16 protein-coding genes and 1 pseudogene are annotated in these 18964 nt (G+C 31.8%); 8 read left to right on the top strand and 9 right to left on the bottom strand.

Annotation, left to right across the window (positions count from 1 at the left end; all coding sequences use genetic code 11):
• Positions 1 to 40: 40 nt before the first annotated feature.
• Together parE and parC are read left to right on the top strand one after the other, a co-directional pair.
• Complete coding sequence (parE, locus tag FC55_RS00255) at positions 41 to 2062, top strand: DNA topoisomerase IV subunit B (RefSeq protein WP_003710138.1); 2022 nt, start codon at positions 41 to 43, stop codon at positions 2060 to 2062.
• Positions 2063 to 2086: 24 nt separating this feature from the next.
• Positions 2087 to 4513, top strand: coding sequence for a DNA topoisomerase IV subunit A (parC, locus tag FC55_RS00250; protein WP_003700217.1), 2427 nt, complete (start codon positions 2087 to 2089; stop codon positions 4511 to 4513).
• A gap of 45 nt (positions 4514 to 4558) precedes the next feature.
• On the opposite strand, the gene FC55_RS00245 is transcribed toward parC, so the two are convergent.
• Positions 4559 to 6247, bottom strand: coding sequence for an NFACT RNA binding domain-containing protein (locus FC55_RS00245; RefSeq protein WP_003700218.1), 1689 nt, complete (start codon positions 6245 to 6247; stop codon positions 4559 to 4561).
• A gap of 186 nt (positions 6248 to 6433) precedes the next feature.
• Between FC55_RS00245 and FC55_RS00240 the strand changes: the two genes are divergently transcribed.
• The 3 genes and pseudogenes from FC55_RS00240 (at position 6434) to lepB (ending at position 8573) form a co-directional block, all read left to right on the top strand.
• A complete protein-coding gene (locus FC55_RS00240) occupies positions 6434 to 6865 on the top strand; it encodes a MarR family winged helix-turn-helix transcriptional regulator (protein ID WP_003700220.1) in 432 nt (143 codons plus the stop codon).
• A 98-nt stretch (positions 6866 to 6963) separates the two neighbouring features.
• Positions 6964 to 7836, top strand: a pseudogene (locus FC55_RS00235) (DegV family protein).
• A 149-nt stretch (positions 7837 to 7985) separates the two neighbouring features.
• Complete coding sequence (lepB, locus tag FC55_RS00230) at positions 7986 to 8573, top strand: signal peptidase I (RefSeq protein ID WP_003700224.1); 588 nt, start codon at positions 7986 to 7988, stop codon at positions 8571 to 8573.
• A gap of 226 nt (positions 8574 to 8799) precedes the next feature.
• On the opposite strand, the gene FC55_RS00225 is transcribed toward lepB, so the two are convergent.
• Positions 8800 to 9249 (bottom strand): ASCH domain-containing protein, encoded by a 450-nt coding sequence (locus FC55_RS00225; RefSeq protein WP_003700226.1) that lies wholly within the window; start codon positions 9247 to 9249, stop codon positions 8800 to 8802.
• Positions 9250 to 9307: 58 nt separating this feature from the next.
• Positions 9308 to 10561 (bottom strand): serine hydroxymethyltransferase, encoded by a 1254-nt coding sequence (glyA, locus tag FC55_RS00220; protein ID WP_035149781.1) that lies wholly within the window; start codon positions 10559 to 10561, stop codon positions 9308 to 9310.
• A 122-nt stretch (positions 10562 to 10683) separates the two neighbouring features.
• Here glyA and FC55_RS00215 point away from each other — a divergent pair, with 122 nt between their 5' ends.
• Together FC55_RS00215 and FC55_RS00210 are read left to right on the top strand one after the other, a co-directional pair.
• On the top strand, positions 10684 to 11523 hold the full coding sequence (locus tag FC55_RS00215) for a metallophosphoesterase (RefSeq protein ID WP_035149784.1): 840 nt from the start codon (positions 10684 to 10686) through the stop codon (positions 11521 to 11523).
• Between the two features lie 141 nt (positions 11524 to 11664).
• On the top strand, positions 11665 to 12564 hold the full coding sequence (locus FC55_RS00210) for a DMT family transporter (protein ID WP_003704634.1): 900 nt from the start codon (positions 11665 to 11667) through the stop codon (positions 12562 to 12564).
• A gap of 39 nt (positions 12565 to 12603) precedes the next feature.
• Here the strand turns inward: FC55_RS00210 and FC55_RS00205 are convergent, their stop codons facing one another.
• From FC55_RS00205 to FC55_RS00195, 3 genes are all read right to left on the bottom strand, one after another.
• Entirely contained in the window at positions 12604 to 13812 is a 1209-nt protein-coding gene (locus FC55_RS00205) for an ABC transporter permease (protein ID WP_003700233.1), read from the bottom strand.
• Positions 13796 to 14692 (bottom strand): ABC transporter ATP-binding protein, encoded by an 897-nt coding sequence (locus FC55_RS00200; protein ID WP_003700234.1) that lies wholly within the window; start codon positions 14690 to 14692, stop codon positions 13796 to 13798. The genes FC55_RS00205 and FC55_RS00200 overlap by 17 nt, the downstream gene beginning before the upstream one ends.
• Positions 14693 to 14784: 92 nt before the next feature.
• Complete coding sequence (locus FC55_RS00195; RefSeq protein ID WP_003700235.1) at positions 14785 to 15390, bottom strand: GNAT family N-acetyltransferase; 606 nt, start codon at positions 15388 to 15390, stop codon at positions 14785 to 14787.
• Between the two features lie 171 nt (positions 15391 to 15561).
• Here FC55_RS00195 and FC55_RS10005 point away from each other — a divergent pair, with 171 nt between their 5' ends.
• Complete coding sequence (locus tag FC55_RS10005) at positions 15562 to 15702, top strand: hypothetical protein (RefSeq protein WP_003700236.1); 141 nt, start codon at positions 15562 to 15564, stop codon at positions 15700 to 15702.
• Between the two features lie 58 nt (positions 15703 to 15760).
• On the opposite strand, the gene FC55_RS00185 is transcribed toward FC55_RS10005, so the two are convergent.
• From FC55_RS00185 to rpsA, 3 genes are all read right to left on the bottom strand, one after another.
• Entirely contained in the window at positions 15761 to 16036 is a 276-nt protein-coding gene (locus FC55_RS00185) for an HU family DNA-binding protein (RefSeq protein ID WP_003701976.1), read from the bottom strand.
• Positions 16037 to 16156: 120 nt separating this feature from the next.
• Positions 16157 to 17467 carry a ribosome biogenesis GTPase Der gene (gene der, locus FC55_RS00180; RefSeq protein ID WP_003700239.1) on the bottom strand — a complete coding sequence of 437 codons (1311 nt, stop codon included), beginning with the start codon at positions 17465 to 17467 and terminating at the stop codon, positions 16157 to 16159.
• An 85-nt stretch (positions 17468 to 17552) separates the two neighbouring features.
• The gene (rpsA, locus tag FC55_RS00175) at positions 17553 to 18746 is read right to left on the bottom strand and encodes a 30S ribosomal protein S1 (RefSeq protein ID WP_003700241.1); all 1194 of its coding nucleotides are present in this window, start codon (positions 18744 to 18746) and stop codon (positions 17553 to 17555) included.
• Positions 18747 to 18964: the final 218 nt, after the last annotated feature.

Genomic DNA, 18964 nt, shown 5'->3' with positions numbered 1-18964 from the left:
TATTAAAGACGTGACTTTTAAAGTCAGAAAGGAGAAGAGCATGCCAAAGAATAATTATAATGATGACTCAATTCAAGTTCTAAAAGGCCTAGAAGCTGTTAGAAAGCGTCCTGGGATGTACATAGGTTCTACAGATTCACGTGGATTACATCACTTAGTATATGAAATATTTGATAACGCAGTTGATGAAGCACTATCTGGTTATGGCAAAGAAATTAACGTTATTATTCATAAAGATGATTCAATAACAGTAGTCGATAACGGACGTGGAATGCCAGTTGGAATGCATTCAATGGGAATTCCAACAGTAGAAGTAATTTTTACTGTTTTACATGCAGGTGGTAAATTTGGCCAAGGCGACTATAAAACTTCAGGCGGATTACACGGCGTTGGTGCTTCCGTCGTTAACGCACTCTCCTCAAAGTTAACTGTAAATACTGTTCGAGATGGCATTGAATATGAAGAAGATTTTGTTAACGGTGGGCAACCTGTAGGAACTTTACGTAAAATTGGTAAAGCTAAACGTAAAAGTGGTACAAAAGTAACTTTTAAACCTGATGCTAATATTTTTTCAACAACAAAATATAATTTTAATACTTTAGCAGAAAGATTAAGAGAATCTGCTTTCTTATTAAAGGGTGTAAAGATTACTTTAACAGATGAAAGAACCGATCCATATACTGAAGAAGAATTCTTATATGCGGAAGGAATTAAAGAATTCGTAGAATATTTAAATGAAGATAAAGATGTATTAGGTCCTGTCATGTACTTTGAAGGTAAAAAAGATGGTATCGAAGTTGAAGTTGCGGGCCAATATAATGATGGATATTCTGAAACTATAATGTCATTTGTTAATAATGTCCGTACTAAAGATGGTGGAACACACGAAGCTGGAATGAAAGCTGCATGGACTAAGGCTTTTAATGAGTATGCTAGAAAAATTAACCTTCTTAAAGACAAAGATAAGAATCTTGAAGGTAGTGACGTTCGTGAAGGACTTTCAGCAGTTGTTTCTGTTCGCATTCCTGAAGAATTACTACAGTTTGAAGGACAAACTAAAGGAAAATTAGGAACTCCTGAAGCTCGTCAAATTGTTGATAGTGTTGTTAATGAGCAATTAGGTTATTTCTTAATGGAAAATGGTGATTTTGCTCAAGAGTTAGTTCGAAAATCTATTAAGGCACGCGAAGCACGTGAAGCAGCACGTAAAGCACGTGATGAAAGTAGAAATGGCAAAAAGAGACGTAAAAGCGAACGCCTATTATCAGGTAAGTTAACTCCTGCGCAATCTAAGAATGCTAAGCGTAATGAATTGTTCCTAGTCGAAGGTGATTCTGCTGGTGGTTCAGCAAAACAAGGAAGAGATAGAAAATTCCAAGCAATCCTACCATTACGAGGAAAAGTATTAAATACACAAAAAGCCAAATTACAAGATATCATGAAAAATGAAGAAATCAATACCATGATTTATACTATTGGTGCTGGAGTAGGTGCAGAATTTAACATCGATGATGCAAATTATGATAAGGTTATTATCATGACTGATGCTGATACTGATGGTGCACATATCCAGACATTGTTATTAACGTTCTTCTATAAGTATATGCGACCAATGATTAATGCAGGGAGAGTATACATCGCATTACCACCATTATATAAGATTGAAAAAACTGTTAAGAAAAAGCGCGTTATTAAGTATGCATGGACTGATGCTGAATTAGAAAGTGCTACTAAAGAACTAAAAAAAGGATACACTTTACAAAGATATAAAGGGTTAGGAGAAATGAACGCTGATCAGCTTTGGGAAACAACTATGAATCCGGAAACAAGAACGTTGGTTCGTGTGAGAATAGATGATGATACAATAGCTGAAAAACGTGTTACAACTCTAATGGGGGATAAAGTAGAACCTCGTCGTAAGTGGATTGAAAAAAATGTTAAATTTACTTTAGAAGAAGATGGAAGCTTGTTAGATACAGTTGTCGCTGAAGGAGCTCATGGCGAAATTTCTGACGATAAGTTAAAGGATACAGAGGCTTTATTTGATAAAAATGATTATTAAAAACGGTAAGGAGCGTGGTAATTAATGCCGACTGAAAGAAAAATTCAAGAATTATCACTAGAAGCTGTTATGGGAGAGCGTTTTGGTAGATATTCTAAATATATTATTCAGGAACGTGCTTTACCTGATATTCGTGACGGACTAAAACCTGTTCAAAGACGTATTTTATTTGCAATGAACGAAGACGGAAATACCTATGATAAAGCATTTAGAAAATCTGCTAAGTCTGTAGGTAATGTTATGGGTAATTTCCACCCTCATGGTGATACCTCTATTTATGAAGCTATGGTTCGTTTGAGTCAAAGTTGGAAATTACGTGAACCGTTAATTGAAATGCACGGGAATAACGGTTCTATGGACGGAGATTCTCCAGCTGCTATGCGTTATACAGAAGCTAGATTATCTCAAATTGCTTCTGAAATGTTGCAAGATATTGATAAAAAGACTGTTGATATGGTACTTAATTTTGATGATACAGAGTATGAACCAACCGTCTTGCCAGCACGTTTCCCTAATTTATTAGTAAATGGGGCTACAGGAATTTCTGCTGGTTACGCAACTGAAATTCCTCCTCATAATTTGAGCGAAACAATTGAAGCTGCAATTTATTTGATAAATCATCCTAATGCTAGTTTAGACGATTTGATGCAATTTATTAAAGGACCGGATTTCCCAACCGGCGGTATTTTGCAAGGGATAGATGGAATTAAGAAAGCTTATGAAACAGGACGTGGTAGAGCGGTTTTACGTTCAAAAACTAAGATTGAAGATATCAGAGGTAATAAGCAACAAATTATTGTTACTGAAATTCCATATGAAGTTAATAAATCAGCTTTAGTCAAACGAATTGATGAATTGAGAATATTGAAAAAAGTAGAAGGCATTTCTGAAGTAAGGGACGAAAGTGATAGAGAAGGTCTTCGAGTAGTAATTGAGTTAAAGAAAAATGCCAATGCACAAGGTATTCTAAACTATCTATTTAAGAATACAGATTTACAAGTTTCCTATAACTTTAATATGGTAGCAATCAATAATAAGCGACCTGAACATGTAGGACTAAAAACAATTTTAGAAGCTTATTTAGAACATCAACGTGAAGTAACAACTAGAAGAACAAAATTCGATTTGGAAAAAGCTAAAGCTAGAGAACATATAGTTAAAGGATTAATTAAGGCTTTATCTATTCTAGATGATGTTATTAAAACAATTCGTGCATCTAAGAATAAGTCTGATGCTAAAAAGAATTTGGTATCTGAATTTTCATTTACTGAAGCTCAAGCAGAAGCAATTGTTTCTTTGCAATTATACAGATTAACAAATACTGATGTTACTGCACTTCAAAAAGAAGCAGAAGAATTGCAAAAAGCTATTGCTAATTTTGAGAATATCCTTGCTAATCCAAAAGAACTTGATAAAGTAATTCGTAAGGAATTAAATGCTATTAATAAAAAATATGGTTCAGAACGCTTAACTGTTATTCAAGATGAAATTTCATCATTAAAGATCGAAACTGAAGTAATGGTTGCTCAAGAAGATGTAATGCTACTTGTTTCTCATGATGGTTATGTTAAACGTTCATCGCTTCGATCATTCAATGCATCTGATAATGATGAGAACGGTTTGAAAGATGAAGACTATCCAATTTTACAAAGTGTTGTTAATACTTTATCACATCTGTTTATTTTCACTAATAAAGGTAACCTAATTTATCGTCCTATTCACGAAGTTATAGAATCTCGTTGGAAAGATACAGGGGAACATTTATCTCAAACTGTAGGTCTAGGAAATGATGAGTATGTTTTAAATGCTTTTGTTTTTGAAAGTATAGATCAAGATGCAAAGTTCTTAATAGCTACAAAAGAGGGCTATATAAAACAAGTAAAATTGGCTGATTTAAAACCAGGACGAACATATAAGACACGTGCTAGTCGATATGTTAAATTAAAGACTGATGCTGATGAAGTGATTTCAGTATCTCAAGTTGAATCTGATAAATCTCAAGTCTTTTGTGCATCATATACAGGGTATGGATTGAGATATAGTCTAGATGAAGTCCCTACTAATGGAGCTTTAGCTGCTGGTGTAAAATGTATGGATTTAAGAGATGATACATTAGCAAATGTTATTTTAGTATCTGAAAGTGACGAAGTTTCTATCTTAACTCAACGCGGTAGTTATAAAAAGATGAAAGTAGCTGACGTACCATTGACTACAAGAGCAAGACGTGGTGTTCAAATTTTAAGAGAATTAAAGACTAAGCCACATCGTATAATTTTTGCTGAATTAGTTCAAACAAACCAAGAGTTAGTATTATTATTGTCAGATGGTAAGCAAGAAACTGTAAAACCTGAAGATCACCAATTAAATGACAGATATTCCAATGGATCATTTATAGTTGATGCTGAAACTGACACAATTGAAAATATCTATACTAAAATTATTGAAGACTAAAAAAGTAGGATTATTATCCCAATTAGAATTTTGGAATAATAATTCCTACTTTTTATTTTGTCTAAATTCCAATACAAAGTCTTCGGTTGGCGTAACAGTCAACGTTTTTTGACCTTCATAAATAACAAACCCAGGTTTACTTCCATTAGGTTTACGAATATTTTTAACTTGAACATAGTCGATAGGAACATTAGCAGAACTTCTAAATTTAGAAAAGTACGCTGCTAACATCGCTGCCTCAAATAAAGTTTCATCGCTAGGATTATTAGATTTTATAATAACATGAGAGCCAGGAATATTTTTTGCATGTAACCAAATATCAGTCTTCTTAGCAGTATGCAAGGTAAGTTTTTCATTTTGTAAATTATTTTTACCAACTAGAATCTCAGTTCCATCGCTTGCTATAAAAGTTTCAGGCTTATTAATTTTTACTCTACTACTACGCTTACTTTTTTGTTGCTTTTTCTTAATATAACCTTCTTGTTGTAACTCTGTTTTAATATCATCTAAATCAGCAGGGGTTGCTAATTCAATTTGAGTTTGTATTTCTTCTAGATAAGCAACTTCTTTTTTAGTAAGCTCTATTTGCTCATTAACAAAAGTAACAGCAATTTTAAGTTTTTGATACTTTTTGAAGTACTTTTGTGCATTTTGAGAAGGGGACAGTTGGTTAGATAACGAGATTGTAATTTCTTTATTATTATCATAAAAATTAGGAAGAGTTATTTTAGTCATACCACGTTTAATTTGATACAAATATGTTGTTAAAACTTCTCCTTTAATACGATACTCATCAGCGTTTTCTGTAGCTTTTAATTCATTAGAGAGTTTCTTTAACTTTTTCTTGTTTCGCTGCAAATTTTTTCTAATAACGTGTAGTAGTTGTCCACCTTGTTGCTGTACTCTATCTCTATTAGCTTTAGTATGATAGAAAACATCCAACATTTCACTTAAAGTAGAAAATTTTTTATCGTTAGGATTATCAGTGAAAATTGAGAAGTTATTACTATTCATTGTAGGAATAGGATTTTCTGTCATTGCAAGAAAATCATTGAAAGTTTGGACATAATTATTTGAAGCATGCAATTTATCTGCTAAAGCAAGTGCATTATCTCTAGAAATACCTTGATATTGCTTTAATAAGTTGTCAGCTAAAACTTCGCGATTAGGGTATTTTTGTATAAGTTCTTCAAATGTATTTGAATCTTGTTCAAAAGGATTCTCTTTATTTTGGGTAGGTGGTTGACGATAAGTAGCACCTGGTAATAAAGTTCGATATCTATTTTGATCCATTCCAACATGTTTGATAGTATCAATAATCTTGTTTGTTGATTGATTGATTAAAATAACATTGCTATATCTCCCCATGATTTCAGCACTTAATAATAAAGGAAGTTTATCTCCTAATTCATTACGAGTTAGAAATTCAAAATATACAACTCTATCATTATCTAATTGCTTAATTTCTAGCAATTTTGCACTTTCCAAGTATTTTCTTAACATCATAGTAAAATTAGTTGGAACTGCTGGATTAGTATAAGGGATTTGTGTAATTTGAAATCTAGCATAACGAGGATTAGCAGATAGTAGCACAGGATAATTAGTCCTATTAGCTCTAATTGTTAAAATTACCTCATTTGGATAAGGTTGAGATATTTTAGTAACTCTACCATTTTGTAAAGTTTGATTTAATTCATGAATCATTGCATGAGTGAATAAACCATCAAAAGTCAATGATATCAGCTCCGTTCTAATTTGGTATTCACACTAATATTGATATTATACCAGATATTCATTTTTTGCATGTACTTTGCATTTTATATTTTCAAATATTTTTTGATAGTACCAAAAAACATTTGAAATTTACTGATCTATGTAGCATAATATTTTACAGGATTACTGTGAAGTGAGGTTAGGACTATGAAAAGTACAAAAGAGAACCTTTTGATAGTAAGTAAAAGTTATCAAGCTTTATTACAAAAAAGAGCTAAACAAGTTAATTTAACGGTAGCTGAATGGCAACTATTAAGATTAATTGTTGAAGGCTACAATACACAACAACTTTTAGCTGAAAATACTAATTTAGATGTATCTACATTGAGTCGACAATTATCTAGACTTGATGCCAAGCGTTTAATTAAAAAAGAAGTAATAAGAACAGAAGAAAAGATTCGTTCTCGTCCAGCATCCTCATATTCACTAAATGAGGCAGGACAAGCAAGTTTAGATAAAATGAATCAAAAATTTGAAGAATTAAATCAACAAATTTTTGAACATTGGACAGATGAAGAAGATAACTTGCTAAAAATCTTACTAAATAGATTAGCAACACGCTTACAACAAATTAATTAGTTAGGTATTTTTAAAATTTATCTTATCCTAGATAGTAAGTAGATATAATCTATGGTATGATAATAAATGTTATTATAAAAAAAGTAGGTGTACACTTTATGAAAATCGCTGTTGTTACTGATAGTACAGCTTATTTAGAACCTGAAGTGGCAGAACAATATGGAATTAAAGTTGTTCCTATTCCATTTATTATAGATAACAAGGTTTATAATGAAGGTATTGATATTACCACAGAAGAATTTTACAGCAAGTTAAAAACTACAGAATCATTTCCAAGTACATCTCAACCTGCAATCGGAGAACTTATTAATTTATATACATCATTAGGAAATGAAGGTTATGATGCTGTAATTAGTATTCATTTAGCCGGAACAATTTCTGGCTTGGTTCAAACAATTGAAAATATCAGAGAGCAAGTTACGAATATTGATGTAATACCATTTGATTCGAAAATTACAGTTCGTTTGATGGGAAATCTTGCTATTGCTGCTGCTAAGATGGCACAAGCTGGAAAAGATGTTGATGAAATTATTTCAACTTTAGAATCACTATGAAGTACCATTAAAGAATATTTTGTTGTTGATGATTTACAAAACTTGGTTCGTGGTGGACGTTTATCAAATGCTTCAGCTTTTATTGGTAGTGTTTTAAAAATAAAACCAATCTTAACTTTTGATGATGAATCAGATAAAATTGTAGCTTTTGATAAAGTTCGCTCAACTAAGCGTGCTTTAAAGCGTGTAGAGGACTTATTTGAAGAAAATATCAAAGATCGTTCTTATCCTTTGAGACTAATAGTTTTTCATGCTAATAACGAAGAAATGGCTATGGAATGGAAAGCTAAATTACAAGAGAAATATCCGGATTATCCAATTGACGTTAGTTACTTTGGACCAGTTATCGGAACTCATTTAGGTGAAAAGGCGCTTGCTTTAGGTTGGATGAAAGATATTGAAAAATTAGATTTTTAATATTCGAAAGCTAGGGCAGATGCTTTAGCTTTTTTATATATCATAAAAAGGTTAAATTATGTTTTAAGTTATATGAACTTTTTTATTAATACGATATACTATATACTCTAGGTATCAGATTAACGTTAAAACAGAAAGGTGAGTTAGAAGTGAAAATATTGAAAGGTTGGGTTCTTCCCATCGCAATCGGCTTATTAGTTGGATTACTAATAAAAACTTTTGTATTTACAGTTGTTCGAGTAGACGGTATCTCGATGTTTCCTAATTTACAAGACAAAGAATTAGTTATGGAAATTCATCATGCTAAAATAAAACGAGATTCAGTGATTGTATTTGATGCGTATGGGGTAGATAAACGTCCAGATGTTGCTAAAAACGCACGTTATGTTAAAAGAGTTATTGCTTTACCTGGAGATAAGGTAGAATACAAGAATGACGGTACATTATATGTAAATGGTAAAAAAGAATCTCAAAGCTACATATCTAAGAAACAGCAAAAACAAGGTACATTAAACATTCAAGAAGCTGCTGTTGAAGAACAAGGTGTAGCATTGGGTACAGGAAAAATAATTATAGTTCCTAAAAATTCATATTTTGTCTTAGGCGATAATCGAGCTGTTTCAAATGACAGTCGTTATTATGGATTTGTTCCTAAAGATAAAGTTAATGGTGTTGCAAAAGTTCCGTTTTGGAATGACAAAAAAGATTTGATAAATTCGTATGATAAAAATGATTAATTTTATGGATAACGATTTTCTAGTTTGAAAATCGTTATTTTTTATCTGGGGCGGTTTCGGGGGACCTTTTTTCTTTTAATTACACTTTTGATAATGTATATTATGTAAACTAGATAAATAAAAAAATAACAGGGAGCCCCCTATTATTATGTAATTATTTGATTTCAAGTATTTGGTGATATTACGCTAAAAATAGCGTTAATTAAGCAAAATTAACAGCATAATTTTATTTTATGAGTTCAAAAACTTCACAAACAATTGGCGAAGAATCTGTAAAAACTTTGTTAGCAGATTTAAATTCTGCATTAAAAAACTTAACATGTGCATTATGCCAATATTCATATGAACGATTTCCTTCGCCTTCATGATATGCGTGTTCAACCATAATTTGATTAAATGGTACAATTTCAACAACTTTAGTCTGTGTGACGCAAATTGGTAAATTTTGGCTATCAAGAATTACATTATAATCACCAACTTGTGGGATTCGTTCATTTTCTTCATATAATTCTAAAGCTGAAGATGTTGCTGTTTTTATGCCATTTTTGACTAAATCAGCTATATAATCTGCTGATTCTGGATCACCAAAGCTATATGCTTCATAATGACTAGATTTGCTAATACCATGATTATTACAGAAATCTGTCCAAAACTTTTCTATTAAACTACTATTCATAGTTTTTCTCCTTATAAATAAAGATGTACATTGGAATAACGTACATCTCTTTAATTAATTATCTAATTGAATCTTCAGCATAAATTGGATGTGCATCTGTCAATTCTTTAACTTGACGTTTTACATCAGCTAAAACTTGTTCATCATCTTTATTTGCAAGAACTGTAAGAATTAATTTAGCAACTTGATATGAATCTTCCTCATTAAAGCCACGACTAGTAATTGCTGGTGTACCGATACGAATACCACTTGTTTTAAATGGACTAAGTGTTTCGAAAGGAATTGAATTTTTATTAACTGTAATATTTACTTGATCAAGTAATTTTTCAGCTTCTTTACCATTTAAACCAAAGTTTCTAACATCTAATAGTAAAAGATGATTATCTGAACCATTAGATACTAAACGAGCTTTTTCATTATCAGCAAAGCATAGTGCCATTTCTTGAGTATTTCTGATAATTTGTTCACCATATTCTTTGAATTCAGGTGTTAAAGCTTCACCAAAAGCAGCTGCTTTACCGGCTATAACGTGTTCTAATGGCCCTCCTTGAGTTCCTGGGAAAACATTGCTGTTTATTTTTTTAGCTAAATTTTCATCATTAGTTAAAATCATTCCTCCACGTGGACCACGGAGTGTCTTATGTGTAGTAGTTGTTGTAATATCAGCATAAGGAACAGGATTTGGATGAAGACCAACCGCAACTAAACCGGCAATATGAGCCATATCAACCATCAATTTTGCCCCTACTTCATCAGCAATTTCTCTGAATTTAGAAAAATCAATAATTCGAGAATAAGCACTGGCTCCTGCAACAATTAATTTAGGCTGATGTTCACGTGCTAATCTAGCTATTTCATCGTAGTCTAGCATTTCAGTTTTTTTATCGACACCATAACTAACAAAGTTATATGTCTTTCCACTAAAGTTAACTGGAGAACCATGAGTTAAATGACCACCAGCAGCTAAGTCCATGCCCATGATGGTATCGCCAGGCTCTACCAAACTCATATAAGCAGCAGCGTTTGCTTGAGAACCTGAATGAGGTTGAACATTGACATATTTAGCACCAAAAAGTTGTTTCGCACGATCGGTTGCTAAATTTTCTACAACATCAATAAACTGGCATCCGCCATAATAACGGCGTCCAGGATAACCTTCAGCATATTTATTAGTCAATACACTTCCTTGAGCGTCTAAAACGTTCTTTGAAACAATATTTTCAGAAGCAATTAACTCTATGTTGTTTTGTTGACGTTGTTCTTCGTTTGCAATGGCTTGCCATAATTCAGGGTCTAATTTCTTAAAATCCATGTGGCAATCCCCCTTCTTAACTTGATAAGTTAATTTTAGCATAAAAATTATATATTATCATTTGCTTTTTATCTAAATTACACCTATAATCTAGCTATTATTCAAATAGGAGAATGCTAATTATGAAAATTGCAATTTCTAGTGATAACCATTTAGATGTAAATCGACAAGATCCTGATGAAATTGTGTCCTTACAAGCTAATTATTTAAATAAACAGAATGTGGAATATTATCTTTTTGCTGGAGATATGTTTAATGATTTTCAAAAGACAAAGAATTATCTTGAAAAACTAAATACCTTAATTACTGGGAAAGTTTATTTTATTGCTGGTAATCATGATATGCTGAAAAATATAACTTTTACAGAACTAGAAAATAATAATATCTCTGATTTTTATCTGCATAATGCTTACATTGACATTCCTAATACTGATTGGCGTATCATTGGAAACAATGGATGGTATGATTATAGTTTCTCCCCTACTTTGACTGAGGATGAGATTAAGCGTTGGAAAAATACTTATTGGATTGATGCTGGTATAAAACAACCAATGTCGGATAATGAACGTGAGCAATTAGCTTTACAGCAATCCAAGCAACAATTTGATTTAGCAAAACAAGCTAAAAAGAAAGTGATATTTGTAACGCATTTTGTACCTAATAGTAAAGCTTTATGGTCAAAACCTGCTACTTTAAAGAGTGACAAAGAAATTCGTATTTTTGAAATGGTAAATGCTCTTTTAGGTAGTCGACATTTAGGCAAGTTAATTCAAGATTATCCTGAAATTAAATATGTATTTTATGGACATGTACACGGTTGGCATGAACCTTTCCAAATAGCAGGTACGTCTTATCTTAACCAAGCTGTTGGTGTAAGAAAGAAAAAACGCAAATATCATGAATGGCAAAAAGATACTTTTATGGATCAATGGAAGTATCGGATGAACATTATTAATATCTAAAATAATGATGAACTAGTGAAAGTATTTTGAGATACTAATTTATATTTGAAATAATATTTAGTTAATTGAATTTTAATTGTTTATTCAAGTATTTTCCGTGTATAATAAGTGAGTATGTTTTTAGGAAGGAAATTTTTATCCATGGAAAATAAAAAAAAGTTTTGGACGATAATGATTATTATTTCCTGTACTTTCTGGGGAATATCTGGAATTTTTGCTAAATTCATTTTTAACCTGGATAGAAGTAATACACCTATATTTGTAAGTCAAATAAGAATGATTATAAGTGGTTTAGTGATACTATTTTTCAGTTGGTTAAATAAGGATAAGCCTATGGAAATTTGGAAAACTAAAAAAAGTAGTTTTACAATTATTATGTTTGGACTATTAGGTTTAATTCCAGTTCAATACTGTTATTTTGAAGCAATAAAATATGGTGATGCTTCAATAGCTACTATTCTTCAATTTATAGGTCCTTTTTTTATACTGTTTTACTTAACAATTGTAAAACGTCAAGCACCTAGAAGAATTGAAGTTATTTGTACGATTATTGCATTTATTGGTGTATTTATTCTTGCTACACATGGAAATATAAATCATTTAGCAATAACTCCACAAGTTTTGTTTTGGGGGCTTTTGTCAGCGATTGGAGTAGCTACTAATACTCTGATTCCCAAGTCATTAATTCATGAATTTTCTCCAACTGCCGTCACAGGCTGGGGATTACTAATTGCAGGAGTTGGATTGTTTATTATCCATCCTCACGTTAGTGCTAGCATTTTAGCACCACAAGCTATTGTGCCATTATTATGTGTATTAGTAATTGGAACAATTATTCCATTTCAATTATTTACTAGTGCTTTACGCTATGTTAAGGCAACAACTGCAAGTATGTTAGATGCCTTTGAACCTATTTCAGCCACAATTGGTTCTATTTTAGTTTTTAATATGCATTTCTATTTAGCTGATATGATAGGTTCAGTTCTAATAATTTTGGCTGTTATCTTATTAAACTGGCAACCAAAAGGAAAAATCCAGTAAAAAAGACATTTTCTTTTTATCGAAAATGTCTTTTTTTTACTATTTAAATTTCAATCCCCGTCTAAAATTCTTCCAGATTCCTACATCATCACTTTGAAGAATCAATCCAAAATATATTTTACTAATATAACTAGTCATTAGAGCTGTTGTAGCAAATAGAATTGCTAAAGAAATGCTGATTTCTATAATAGATACACTATTATCAATTACTCTAATTGGCATAAAGAATGATGATAGGAATGGTACATAAGATAATACTTTTACGATCATACTTGAAGGATTATTAATAAATACCATTGAACTCAAGAAAGATGCGATGATTAGGATAGTAATTGGTTGAATTGCCTTACTTGTGTCCTCAACTCTAACTACTAAAGCACCAAAGAATGCAGCTAAGATAGTATAGATAACAATTCCTAAAACAACATATATGAGATTGACAGAAACAAGATTTAATAAAATATCTCCAATCATATCTTTGAACTTAGATACCATGTCTAAATTGATAATAAATGGGTAGATAGCTATTCCACCAAGTAAGTAAATTCCTATATGAGTTAAAATAACTCCTAAAATACCTAAAATTTTACCATAGAAGTATTTAGTTGCTGACATACTTGAAAAAATAACTTCCATAATTTTGGTTCCCTTCTCAGCAGCGATCTCTTGAGCTGTAGTTGCTGCATAAGTAAGGATAACTATGTACATTAAAAAACTCAGTATCATATATGAAATAGATTGAACTGTTTTTTTATCAACTGCTTTTTTTGCTATGTGTTTCTTATATTGAGGCTGAATACTTAGCTGTTGAAGTTGCTGCTTATCAAGTCCAGCATTAATAATGTTTAAAGTAGCTTGTTTACTTTGAAGAATCTGCCTAATTTTAACTTCATCAGTAGAAGACATTTCATCATTTCCGTAGTAATTGGCAGAAATTTTCTGGCTATCAGATTTAATATAAACGTAGCCAACTATTTTGTCATCTTTCATAGCTTTCTTAGCGTCATCAACTGACTTATATTTCCAAGTAAACGTGTCATGATGTTTTAATTGAGACTGTATCGTTTTATCAGTGGAAACAATAGCAATTTGATCATCAGGTGTCATCTTTGCGCCAAAGTAGCTAATAGTTGCTGATAAACCAATAAAAATGAATGGAGACAATACTAAGAATAAAAACGACCATGATTTAACTTGACGAATATAAGTTTCTTTAGCTACTAATAATAATTTATGCAATAGTCTCACCTACTTTCATTTTAAAAATTTCATCTAAAGTAGGTGCTTCTTGATTGAAAGTTCTAATGTATTCACCTTTAGTTAATAAAGAATACAATTCTTTTCCTGCTTGTTCATCATCAATTACTAAACGATAACTTCCATTTTTGGTTAGATTTACGGAAATAACATGTGGTAGATTTGCTAATTCTGTTTCAGTCATTGGAGTTCGTACGAAAATTCTCGTTAATCCAAAACTTTCTCTAACATCTTGAATCGATCCATCTAGAACTTTAAGGCCATTATTTATCATAATTACGTTATCGCAAAGTTCTTCAACGTTATTCATAGAATGATCAGAAAAAATAATTGTTGCTCCGCGCTCTTGTTCAGCAAGAATTACTTGCTTTAACAAATCTGTATTAACTGGATCTAAGCCACTGAATGGTTCATCTAGAATAATTAGCTTGGGTTTATGTATTAATGTTGCAATTAACTGAATTTTTTGTTGGTTTCCTTTTGATAAACTTTTAATTTTATCGTTCATTTTACCAACTACTTGAAGTCTATCTAACCATTTTGGTAGTTCAGATTTTACTTCAGCAGTAGACATACCCTTCAAATTTGCCAAATATTTAACCTGGGAATAAACCGTTAATTTAGGAATTAGGCTACGTTCTTCCGGTAAATATCCGATATTAGCATAACTATTTTCATCAATACGTTTATTATTGAAAGTAATATTACCACTGTAATCTATAAAATTTAGAATAGAATGGAAGGTTGTCGTTTTTCCTGAACCGTTTTTGCCAATAAATCCAGTTATCTTACCAGCAGGAGCAGAAAATGAAATGTTTTTTAGTACATTTTTGCTACCAAAACTTTTATTAAGATTAGTGATTTTAAGCATATTTTAATACCTCCTTAAGTTAAATTTTACTCTAAAAATAGATATAAATAAATAAAAAAAGCTTTCTAATCAAAGAAAACTTTTTAAATATATTATACATTACCATAGATGAAGAAAGTCACAGGCTTATGATCTTTTATTGCATAAAAACAAGATGATTTCTTCATAGCTTTTCGTTTTAATCCTTTATGTTCATAAAATTTATATGCACAACCAGTATCTGTATGCAAAAAGAAGGATTTTAAATGTTGCTTCTTCAAGTATATTTCAAACTGACGATATAACTTGCTACCTATACCATATCCACGAAATTCTGGACTGACAACAAATAAATTCAATTCAGCGTCATAATCTTTGGGAAGTTTTTCTTCAAGTGTTTGTAAAATTTGCTCTTCACCTTCCCAATTTTGTGCAACTTCTTCTTGAGAAATAAAAAATTGCTTCATTTTTAGCCAGATACTACGCATAATTACGTTCCAATTGCGATGTTCTTCTTGTAAATTTGCTGCTATAAGAACTCCAGCAACCTTTCCATCAACTGTAGCAACACGAGCGTAACTTGCATTAGTCATACATTCTAGAAAATACATTCTACTTTCTAGTAGTTCATCATTCTCGCCATCAAAATTCCAAGTCTTATTCAATATCTGGGCTATATCACCTTCATCAGACTCATTTAATGGACGAATTTTTATCATTATAAATCTCTCCTTACCCTTGAATAATATTACTCTAACATTGATAACGTTTTTAATTCAAGAATAAGAAATACTTTTATTTAATTTCTTTAGGAATTCTTTTAATTTTGACTATACTTTGTTTACAATTTTTATGTATGCTATACTTATAGCAAGAAAGGGATGATTAATATGCTACTTAATTTATTAGGCTTTGTATTATTACTTATGACTAGTGTCGTTTTAGGAATTTTGGTATGGAATACTCGTATAAATCAACCAAGTCAAGTGACTGTGCGCATTAAGGATAATAATTATGATTCTAAAAAGTAAATATTATATAAAAAAACAGGTAATGAGTTAAAAATCATTACCTGTTTCTTATTTAATCTTATTTAACAGCGTCTTTCAAAGATTTACCTGGCTTAAATGCAGGAACTTTGCTTGCTGGAATTTCGATTTCTTCTCCTGTTTGTGGGTTGCGACCCTTACGAGCTGCACGTTCACGTACTTCGAAGTTACCAAAACCGATTAATTGTACTTTTTCACCGTCAACTAATGCGTCTTGAATTGTTTCAAAAACTGCGTCAACAGCAACTGTTGCATCTTTCTTAGTTAAACCTGTCTTTTCTGCAACGCGTTCAATCAATGCTGCTTTGTTTGCCATGTATTCCACCTCCTCAGAGAATGTCATACTCAAATCACAAAATGTAATTTAGTATCCTTTACTAGGATAGCATAGAAAGCCTATGATATCAATGTTTTCGAATTATTTGTATAATAATAATTATTTTCTTCTGCGTTCAATGATATGAATTGGAGTACCTTCAAAGTCAAAAGCTTCACGAATTTGATTTTCTAAGAATCGTTCATATGAAAAATGCATTAATTCTGGATCATTTACGAAAATTACAAATGTAGGTGGCTTAATTGCTACTTGAGTTGCATAGTAAATTCTTAATCTCTTACCATTATCTGTTGGTGTTGGATTATGTGCAATTGCATCCATTACAACATCATTTAGGACAGCAGATGAGATACGTTGTTCATGATTATCATTTACACGCTTAATTAACTCAGGAAGTTTATCAAGTCGTTGCTTTGTTTTAGCAGATACAAAAACAATTGGAGCATAACTTAGGTATTGGAATTCTTGTCTAATAAGATTTTCAAAGTCAGACATTGTTTTGTTGTCTTTCTTCAAAGTATCCCATTTATTAACAACAATAACAATTGCTCGTCCAGCTTCATGAGCATATCCAGCTACGTGTTTATCTTGTTCACGAATACCTTCTTCAGCATTTAATACCACACATACCACATCAGATCTATCAATAGCACGCATAGCACGTAAAACTGAATATTTTTCAGTATTTTCGTAAACTTTACCTTTCTTTCGAATACCAGCTGTATCAATCATAGTATACTTTGTACCATCTTCAGTTTCAAAGCGAGTGTCAATTGCATCTCGAGTTGTACCTTCAATGTTTGAAACAATAACTCGATTTTCACCTAAAATGGCATTAACTAATGAAGATTTACCAACATTTGGACGTCCAATAAAACTAAATTTAATGGAATCATCTTCTTCATTAGTTGCATCTTTAGGAAATTCTTTAATAATTTTATCAAGTAAATCACCAGTACCAATACCGTGAGTACCAGCAACTGGAATTGGTTCACCAAAACCAAGTGAGTAAAAATCGTAGATATCAGCTCTTAATTCAGGATTATCTACCTTATTAACGGCTAGAACTACTGGTTTATCGGTACGATATAAAATCCTTGCAACCTTTTCGTCTGCATCTGTAACTCCTTCTTTAACACTAACTACAAAGATAATTACATCAGCTTCTTCGATTGCGATTTCTGCTTGCTCAGTAATTTGAGTTAAAAATGGTTCATCACCAATATCGATACCACCTGTATCAATTAAGTTGAAAGGATGTCCCAACCATTCAGTGCGAGCATAAATTCTATCTCTTGTAACACCAGGTGTATCTTCAACAATAGAAATTCTTTCCCCGGCTAATCGATTAAAAATTGTTGATTTCCCAACGTTAGGTCTACCAACAATTGCTACTACTGGATTTGCCATCTAATTCGCCTCCTATATTCTATAATCATTAAAAAAGAGCGGAAAGTAATTCCACTCTCTAAGTTAAAAGTTAATTTTTAACAAATTATTGTTCGTCTTTTAATTGGTCACCAACAATGTCACCCAAAGTAAATCCTGTATCTTCTTCAGGAATTTCTACTTTTTCTTCCTTCTTAGGAGCTGCTTCTTTCTTTTCAACTGCTGGTTTTTCTTGTAATGCTTTAATAGATAAAGCTAGACGATGATCTGCTGCGTCAACGCTCAATACTTTAACTTGAACTTTTTCGCCAGAAGTTAATACTTCGTTAGGTGTAGCAATGTGCTTGTGTGAGATTTGAGAAATGTGTACTAAACCTTCAACACCTGGTAATACTTCAACAAATGCACCGAAACTTGTAAGACGCTTAACTGTACCTTCAAGAACATCACCTTCAGCAACTTGTTCAGGAACTTGTTCCCATGGTTCAGGTAATGTTTGTTTGATAGATAGAGAAATTCTACCTTTTTCTGCGTCTACAGAAAGAACCTTAACTTTAACTTCTTGTCCAACTTTCAATGCATCAGCAGGTTTGTTTACACGTTCGTAAGAAATTTCAGAAACGTGAACTAAACCATCAACACCACCAAGGTCAATAAATGCACCAAAGTTTGTTAAACGAGCTACCTTACCTTCAACTACGTCACCAGCAACAAGTTTTTCCATAACAGCTTGACGCTTAGCTTCACGTTCAGCTTGTACTAATTCTTTACGAGATAAGATTAAGCGGTTATCACTTGGTTCGATTTCAACAATCTTAAGTTCAAGTTCTTGACCTTTGAATTGGTTTAAATCTTCAACAAAGTGGTCAGATACCATTGATGCAGGTACAAAACCACGAACACCAGCATCAACAACTAAACCACCCTTTACAACTTGTGTAACAGGAGCCTTGATAGTTTCGCCAGCTTTGAACTTATCTTCAATTTCGTTCCACACTCTACGTGCTTCTAAACGACGTTGAGACAATAAGTAGCTTCCACCTTCTTTATCTGACCCAATGCGAGCAATAACAACTAAATCTAACATGTCACCAGCTTTGTATGTGTCAGCAACTTTATCAGCATTTACGCTTAATTCACGTACAGGTACAACACCTTCTACACCAGTGTTTTCGATACCAACGATAACTTGGTTAGATTCATCAATTGTTAATACTTCACCTTTAACAACGTCTCCAACTTTAACTTCTTTAACGCTGTTCAAAGCTTCTTCTAATAAGTTTGCTTCTGTTTCACTCATGGACAATGTCCTCCTTAACGACTATAACTATACATGTTATTTTAACTTAAATTAATAGTAAATTCCAGTCAAAATACACGATTTGTGACGTTTTGTTACCCCAAAACATCTTTACTTATTATTATATCACTATCTTGTAATTTGAAAAATATAAAATTTAATAATTTTAAAACAAAATTGATACATTAGATTATTAATTAATATCAGTTATATCTTTG

Source organism: Ligilactobacillus salivarius DSM 20555 = ATCC 11741 (assembly GCF_001435955.1).
Taxonomy (GTDB): domain Bacteria; phylum Bacillota; class Bacilli; order Lactobacillales; family Lactobacillaceae; genus Ligilactobacillus; species Ligilactobacillus salivarius.
This window is presented reverse-complemented; position numbering and strand designations above follow the sequence as displayed.

Coding starts and splice junctions, on each gene's coding strand:
- parE (WP_003710138.1), top strand. CDS start 41: ATGCCAAAGAATAATTATAATGATGACTCAATTCAAGTTCTAAAAGGC.
- parC (WP_003700217.1), top strand. CDS start 2,087: ATGCCGACTGAAAGAAAAATTCAAGAATTATCACTAGAAGCTGTTATG.
- FC55_RS00240 (WP_003700220.1), top strand. CDS start 6,434: ATGAAAAGTACAAAAGAGAACCTTTTGATAGTAAGTAAAAGTTATCAA.
- FC55_RS00225 (WP_003700226.1), bottom strand. CDS start 9,249: ATGAATAGTAGTTTAATAGAAAAGTTTTGGACAGATTTCTGTAATAAT.
- glyA (WP_035149781.1), bottom strand. CDS start 10,561: ATGGATTTTAAGAAATTAGACCCTGAATTATGGCAAGCCATTGCAAAC.
- FC55_RS00215 (WP_035149784.1), top strand. CDS start 10,684: ATGAAAATTGCAATTTCTAGTGATAACCATTTAGATGTAAATCGACAA.
- FC55_RS00210 (WP_003704634.1), top strand. CDS start 11,665: ATGGAAAATAAAAAAAAGTTTTGGACGATAATGATTATTATTTCCTGT.
- FC55_RS00200 (WP_003700234.1), bottom strand. CDS start 14,692: ATGCTTAAAATCACTAATCTTAATAAAAGTTTTGGTAGCAAAAATGTA.
- FC55_RS00195 (WP_003700235.1), bottom strand. CDS start 15,390: ATGATAAAAATTCGTCCATTAAATGAGTCTGATGAAGGTGATATAGCC.
- FC55_RS10005 (WP_003700236.1), top strand. CDS start 15,562: ATGCTACTTAATTTATTAGGCTTTGTATTATTACTTATGACTAGTGTC.
- FC55_RS00185 (WP_003701976.1), bottom strand. CDS start 16,036: ATGGCAAACAAAGCAGCATTGATTGAACGCGTTGCAGAAAAGACAGGT.
- der (WP_003700239.1), bottom strand. CDS start 17,467: ATGGCAAATCCAGTAGTAGCAATTGTTGGTAGACCTAACGTTGGGAAA.
- rpsA (WP_003700241.1), bottom strand. CDS start 18,746: ATGAGTGAAACAGAAGCAAACTTATTAGAAGAAGCTTTGAACAGCGTT.